Source organism: Belnapia rosea (genome assembly GCF_900101615.1).
Taxonomy (GTDB): Bacteria; Pseudomonadota; Alphaproteobacteria; order Acetobacterales; family Acetobacteraceae; genus Belnapia; species Belnapia rosea.
In genome coordinates this window covers 1-6,557 of record NZ_FMZX01000065.1, presented here as the reverse complement: position 1 = coordinate 6,557, position 6,557 = coordinate 1, and the positions used below count along the sequence as shown (strand labels likewise).

General features: G+C 64.4%; 5 protein-coding genes. 2 read left to right on the top strand and 3 right to left on the bottom strand.

Annotation, left to right across the window (positions count from 1 at the left end; genetic code table 11):
- A partial coding sequence (locus tag BLR02_RS27680) for a transposase (protein ID WP_245704996.1) occupies positions 1 to 200 on the bottom strand: 200 nt, incomplete at its 3' end.
- A 467-nt stretch (positions 201 to 667) separates the two neighbouring features.
- On the opposite strand from BLR02_RS27680, the gene BLR02_RS27675 reads away from it, so the two are divergent.
- The gene (locus BLR02_RS27675; RefSeq protein ID WP_090665433.1) at positions 668 to 1,015 is read left to right on the top strand and encodes an H-NS histone family protein; all 348 of its coding nucleotides are present in this window, start codon (positions 668 to 670) and stop codon (positions 1,013 to 1,015) included.
- 116 nt (positions 1,016 to 1,131) lie between these two features.
- On the opposite strand, the gene BLR02_RS27670 is transcribed toward BLR02_RS27675, so the two are convergent.
- Together BLR02_RS27670 and BLR02_RS27665 are read right to left on the bottom strand one after the other, a co-directional pair.
- Positions 1,132 to 4,191, bottom strand: coding sequence for an HlyD family type I secretion periplasmic adaptor subunit (locus BLR02_RS27670; protein WP_090665432.1), 3,060 nt, complete (start codon positions 4,189 to 4,191; stop codon positions 1,132 to 1,134).
- Positions 4,188 to 5,936, bottom strand: a complete 1,749-nt coding sequence (locus BLR02_RS27665; protein ID WP_218128102.1) for an ATP-binding cassette domain-containing protein — start codon at positions 5,934 to 5,936, stop codon at positions 4,188 to 4,190. The genes BLR02_RS27670 and BLR02_RS27665 overlap by 4 nt, the downstream gene beginning before the upstream one ends.
- Before the next feature lie 302 nt (positions 5,937 to 6,238).
- On the opposite strand from BLR02_RS27665, the gene BLR02_RS27660 reads away from it, so the two are divergent.
- Positions 6,239 to 6,557 (top strand): 3-hydroxyacyl-CoA dehydrogenase NAD-binding domain-containing protein (locus tag BLR02_RS27660; protein WP_143018374.1); only part of this gene is annotated, 319 nt, incomplete at its 3' end.

Below are 6,557 nucleotides of genomic sequence, written 5' to 3'. Positions count from 1 at the left end.
GCGAACACCCCGGCCCGGGTCCACTCCTGAAAGCGTCGATGGGCTGAGGAGGACGAGCAGATCGTTGTCTCGCGGAGCGCGTTCCACTGGCACCCCGTCCGCAAAATGAAGAAGATGGCGTCCATCGCCGCCCGGTCAGGCACCCGCGGGTTGTGGCAGCCCAACGGGTGCTTCGGCCGCGGCGGCAGCAGCCGCTCCATCTTGGCCCAGAGCGCGTCCGGCAGGCGCCAGCCGTCATCCCGGACACGCCGCCTCTTGGTCTTCAGATCAGCCCTTCTCGCCATCCCTGGCAGATAGTGATCAGGCGGGAAGTTGCCTACCGAGATACGCTCTTAGCCAGCAAGCGAACACTCATTGAAATTTCTTCGGGTTGCGAAGGCTCTTCAGCGGGAACCCTCCCTTTTCCAAATGGAATTTTACTTCGGCGGACAGAGCAAGCGAGCCATGCCATAAGCTATCACTCTTTGAGACCAGCCTAGGTTACGTCACCTATCCTGTTGTGAGGTCAGGAGCTCGGCGGCGGAATTTACACGCGCTTGTCCGTGCATTTAATCGCATGTAAATTAGGCTTTCTAACTTGGTGGTTCCATAAAGCGCAGTTCAATCGCTTGCCACGCATTCTAAGAAAATGTAGAAACAAAGAGAAGTTCGGTACGGATTGGATAGAATGGTAGAAAAATTCAAATTCGAGTTGGAAGCTTTGAGTGTCGCGGAGCTAACAGCTTTACGCGACGCTGCGGAGGCGAAGCGCCTGGAAAAGCTTGACGAGGCAAAGAACGCGGTGCTGGCCGAGGCGAAGGAGAAGCTTGCTCAGCTAGGCTTGTCCTTCGAAAACGTATGGCCTGGGCGCGCGCCTTCTGCTCCTGAGCGTAGGCACCGGAAAGACGCCGGAACTCAATTGGCGGTGAGATTCCGTGGCCCGAACGGAGAGGAATGGTCCGGGCGAGGCCGTTTACCAAGGTGGCTGCACGCTATGGAGGCGGGGGGCCGGAACCGCGAGGAATTCCGCATTTGACCATTTGTCGTAAGGAGAGGGGGGCGCAACTATGGAGAATCTGGTCCACTGCGCATCCCTCGCAGCATAGTGGCCAAGCATACCACCATGCCTCGGGACTAAACACTTAAAGCCTGTTATTCAGCAGATGTCTTTGGCATGGGCGGGGAGATCGGCCGTCGAGCAGAGCCGCGGACTGGCTCCCAAAAATACCCGAGCGGCGTCCGGCTCTCACCAAGAAGGAAGGCTTCCGCCGGCATACCTGCAGCCACCGAGTGCTGCGGCATGAGGCCCAGTGCCCCTGAGTCAAACGCGACGCGGACTAGGTAGACTGGCTGTCCGGCCCCGGTGGTGTTTACATCTGGGGCGATGGCGATGACATGGCCGGGCAGCAGCGGCGGCGCATTCTGCCGAAAAGAAGTGAGCTTGATCCTGGCCCGCTGCCCCAAGCCCACCTGATCAATGTCGGTCGGCAGGACCTGTAACTCCACAATCAACCGGTCTTCGGCAGGCACGAGGTCGAGGATGGGCTGGCCGGCCTGGATGCTGGCGCCTGGCGTGAAGGCCTGGATGTTGGTGACCTTGCCCGCCTCCGGCGCCAGCACCTCGCGCCGGGTGAGGATGTCCTGCGCGGAGCGGAGCTGCTGCAGCGCCGCAGCCGTCGTGGCTTCGGTGGCCTGCAGGTCGTTGGCGATCTCGGAAAGCCGTGTCAGGCGCAGCCCCTCGAGCTGCCGCTGCGCCTGGATGATGCCCTCGCGCAGCTGCGCCTCCTGCGCGTTGGCCTGGCCGATGGTGGCGACGAAGCCGGCTTCCTGCTGCTGCAGGTTCAGCACGGTGAAGCGCGAGGCATAGCCCTGGGTCAGCAGCCGACTATAGCCGGCGATCTGCTCCCGCACTGCCATGAGCTGCCGCCCGGCGCCCTCACGCTGGGCGCGGGCACCCGCCACCTGCTCCTGCAACTGGGCGATAGTGCGCTCCTGCACACTCGTCTGCCCATCGAAGGCAGCCCAACGGGCGGCAAAGAGAGCCTGTTCGGCTTGGAGGAAAATGGCAATGGCCGGGTCCGCCGCGGCCTCTGCCTGAAGCTCGGCCGGAAAGGCAAGCTGGCGCTGCTCGGCCTGCTCGGCGCTGAGGCGAGCCAGTTTGGCTAAGCCGCCCCAATAGACAGCCCTGTAGTGCCTTGCCTCCGCCTCCGCCTGGGTGATATCAAGCTGGAGCAAGGGTTGGCCCGCCTGCACCACCGAGCCTTCCTGCACCAGCAACCGATGCAGGATGCCGGCCTCCAGCAGGTTCACCGTCTTGCGCCGGCCTTCGGGCACCAGCTGGCCCGAGGCGAGGACAGCCTGCTCCATCCGCGTCATTGTCGCCCAGCCGATGAAAGGGACCAGCGTCAGACTGAGGGTGAGTAGGGCAGTGCGCATGACCTTGGAGACAGGCGGGCCCGGCACCGAGGCATCGAGAAGCTGCCGGATCGTCCGTCGCGCCGGCACGGCCAGGGCCAAGCGTTGCGGTCCGGGCACCGGCTGCGCCGCAACCGGCTCCAACGGCTGGAGCTCGAGCAGGCTCCACGCGCCGGCCGGGCTCAGCTGCAGCGCATGATGCGCCGCCTCCGCCCATTCGTTCGGCTCATGGGTAACGACGAGGACGATGCCGCCGGTGAGGCGCACCCGCTCGACGGCAGCGAGCAGCAGGCGGCGGAAATTGCCATCTAGGTTCGCCTCGGGCTCGTCCAGCACTAGGAGCCCTGGTGCGCCATATAAAGCCCGTGCCAGGGCGATGAGCCGCTGTTGGCTGGCCGATAGGCGGCTGCAGGGCGTGCGGTACCCCTGGGGTAGCCGGCCAATCATTTCATGGATGCCAGCAGCGCGGGCCGCTGCCACCACGTCGTCCAGCCCGGCATCGGGCCCGCGGCCGATATTCTCGCGGACGCTGGCATCCAGCAGCTGGATGTCCTGGGGAATGTAGCCGATGCGGGCGCCGAAGCGCTCGCGGTCGCAGAAATAGGTATCCTGGCCATGCAGCAGCACATGGCCCGAAGTCGGCTTCAGCAGGCCGAGGACGAGGCGGAGCAATGTGCTCTTGCCGGCGCCGTTCCGGCCTTGGACCATGGTGATGCTGCCCGGCGGCAGCCGCAGCCCGATATCCTGGAGCACCGGCGTGGCGCGGCCCTCGGGCCAGAAGCCGAGATTCTCCAGCACGAGGCCGGCCTGGGCATCCGCCACCGTCGGCTGGGCCGGCGGCGCCCCATCCTGCCGCAGCACCGTCCGCAGACGCCCCCAGGCCTGAAGGCCGGTCCGCCAGCTATCGCTGAATTTCACGAAACCGGAGAAGGGCGCGATGGCCTTGTACCCGCCGAAGAAGGCGCAGAGTACCAAGCCCATCGTCCCCGTCCCTTCGAAGACCAGGACAACGCCATGCACCATCAGCGCGAGGACGAAGGCGCCTGTCACCAAATGCTCGATCTCGTGGATGGCATGCTTGCGGGTATGGGAGGCGTCGCTGGCATCGAGAGCCGCCTCGTACCGGCGGTGCCAACGGAAGACCGAGGCGGCCAACTGGCCCAGCCCACGCATGGTGTCGGCATGGCTGAACTCGGCCGTCAGCTCGCTCGAGGCCTGATTGAGCTTCTGGCTCGCAAGAGCACTGGGCCGTGCCGTCGCGGCCTTCATGACGAAGGCCAGGGCGATGACCGCCAGGATGCCGCAGACGGTGATCCAGCCGAACCCGCTGTCGATGTAGAAGAGGGCGGCCAGCGCCAGCACGGCGCCGATGAGGTCGAGCGCCCCGACCAAGTCTGGCCCGGTGACGAAGCGCTGGACGACGGAGATGTCCTGCAGGACTGTGACGCCACTCGCCACATCCACCCGCACCGCGTTGCGGATGGAGCCCTGCAGCGCCTCAGCCCGCAGCCGCATGCTGAAGCGGTCGGCAGCGACGCGCAGCATCGTCGAACGGTGGAACAGGTAGATGTCGCCCAGGATGGTGGTAACGACGAAAACCCCGATCAGTCCCAGGTATGTGTCGATATTCTGCGAGGCTCGCATCGCATCCATGAGGGCCTTGAGGATCAGCAGGAAGCCGAAATACCCGATTTGGCCACATAGGCTGAGGAGTAGCACGGTCGCTACCGCGCCCGGTGTCATGCCGATGTCGCGCAACCGCAACCAGGGCGCCTGGGCCGGAGCCGGAGCCGTCATGCGAAGCGCCGGTCCTGCGGCGCGGTCCGGTCCGGCAGGCGCAGGACCTCGCCGTCCGCGGGGACCAGGGTACCGTTGCGCAGGGCCAGCACCCGGTCCGCGGCCTGCAGCAATGCAGGGCGCTGCGTAGTGAAGACGATCGAGGTCCCCTCCCGCCGCAGGCCGGCGAGCATCGTCGCCATCTCGGCCTCGCCCGTGGCATCGAGCGAACCGCCCAGATCATCCAGCAGCAGCAGCTTCGGCCGCCCATAGAGCGCCCGCGCAATGGCGATCCGATGCCGCTGGCCCATCGAGAATTGGTAGTTGCCTGCCACCGGCGTCGCATAGCCGAGCGGCAATCCGGCGATCAGTTCATGCGCCCCGGCCCGCCGCGCAGCTTCGATCACGAGTTCCATATCCAGCTGACCGAGACGCGCGATCACCTCCGCCACGGTGCCGCGCGGCAGTAACGGCTGCTGGGGGAGGAAGCCGACATGCCGGGCAAGGTCGCGCCGGTCCCATTGGCTCGTCGCATGGCCGTCGAGATACACGCCTCCTAGGGAAGGCCGGTGCAACCCAAGGAACAGTCGGAGCAGCGTCGACTTGCCGCTGCCCGAGCCGCCAACGATGGCGATGAGGCTGCCAGGCTCTACCGCCAGCTCGATGTTGCGGAGCAGGAAGGGCTGGCTGCCGCCAAAGGTGAAGGACAAGTGCTCGGCCACCAACCGGCCCTCAGGACAGGGAAAGGCATGGCCACCAAGCTGGGGGTTGCGCGTCTCAACCGCCAGTCGCCGCAACCGGCGCCAGGCGCCGGCTGCTGCCACACATTGGCTGACCGTCGGTCCGAGCGACGTGAAGGGACCGTAGATTTCCATCACCAAGATCGCGGCGCCGGAGAAAACGGTGTTCATCGAGGAGCCAAGCAGAGCGATACCGAAGACGGTGAAGAGAAAGGCGCCGCGGCAAAACCCTATAATAAGCCCCTGCGCCAGTTGCAGCCGCGCCACCGCCCTCTGCGTCGTCCAGACTGTCTCGAGCCTCTCAGCACTGGTCGAAACCCATTGGCGGGCGAGGCCGGGGAGCATCCCCATTGCCAGCACGGCTTCCCCTGCGCGCATAGCATCGACGGCCCCTCCATAGACCTTGGCGATACTAGCGGCCGCCACGCCTTCCTGGTGTTTGAGCGCGCGCACGATCACAAGGCTGAATACGGCCAGGACAATGCAGAACAGGCAGCAGACGATCCCAAGCGCCCAATGCAGCAGGAAGGCCAACGGCACCAGCACGGGCGTCACGGCCAGTTGCACTAGCATCCGCGCCGCGAACCCCGCCACGGTTTCCCGGACGGTCTCCAAGTCCTCCAGCACAGCATGCAGGCTCGCCGGTCCTTCCTTCGAGTGAAGGACGACGCCCAGCAACGCCTGCACCGTCAGCTGGTCGGCGATGTGGCGGGAAAGATGCTTGACCGCGATCGACTGCAGCAGCCCCAGGCAGACCAAGCCGATATAGATGACGACCCAGAACTGGCTTGCCGAAAGCAAGGTATCCCAACTACCGGCATCCAGCAGGCCAGAAATCAGGTGCATCTTGAGCATCAGCAGCGCGAAATTAATAAGGCTAACGACCAGCCCGAAACCGGCCACAAGCAGGATCCAGCGATGGGCCATTGCAAGGACCTGCTCCACCCCCTTCGCCAAGGAGATGTCCGTCAAGCCGGCATACGTCGCCCCTGCGTCCACCGATGATCCTTTCGCGCCTTCGGACACCGACGCCAAGCTACCGACCGCAAGGAGGCCGGGGCGTATCTCCGTACTGCCAAAATGCAAACCGAAAAATAACAGGGCGATACAACCGCCGCACATCAACCTGTAGGCGTTTATTTTGTCCCGAAATATCGCCCAAGGCAAGCCTTCCAACTCATCGCACCAGCTGCCCATGTGAGCCATAGCCGCTGACGCTTGTGTCCTGGGTGGTGCTTCTTCTTGTGTAAGGCGAAATACAAAGCGCGCTTGCAACCACACGATGCTGTATGGTGCAGTGCAGAAAAGCGTTTCTTCAGGAGTTCAGAATGAGGATTGCAGTTCTCGGGGCTGGCTATGTTGGGCTGGTGTCTGGTGCCTGCTTTGCCGAGTTCGGCATCAATGTCTGCATCGTGGACACTGATCCGGCGAAGGTGGAGGCGCTGCACCGCGGCGTGATCCCGATCTATGAGCCGGGTCTCGACAAGCTGGTGATCGACAACCAGAAGGACGGCCGGCTGAGCTTCACCACCAGCCTCGAGGAGGCGATGGAGGGGGCGGACTGCGTCTTCCTCGCCGTCGGCACCCCGTCGCGCCGCGGCGATGGCCATGCCGACCTGCAATATGTCTTTGCCGCCGCTGAGGGCG

What these genes read in the sequence shown, in the direction of transcription:
- BLR02_RS27670 (WP_090665432.1), bottom strand. Translation starts at nt 4,191, where the DNA reads ATGACGGCTCCGGCTCCGGCCCAGGCGCCCTGGTTGCGGTTGCGCGAC.
- BLR02_RS27675 (WP_090665433.1), top strand. Translation starts at nt 668, where the DNA reads ATGGTAGAAAAATTCAAATTCGAGTTGGAAGCTTTGAGTGTCGCGGAG.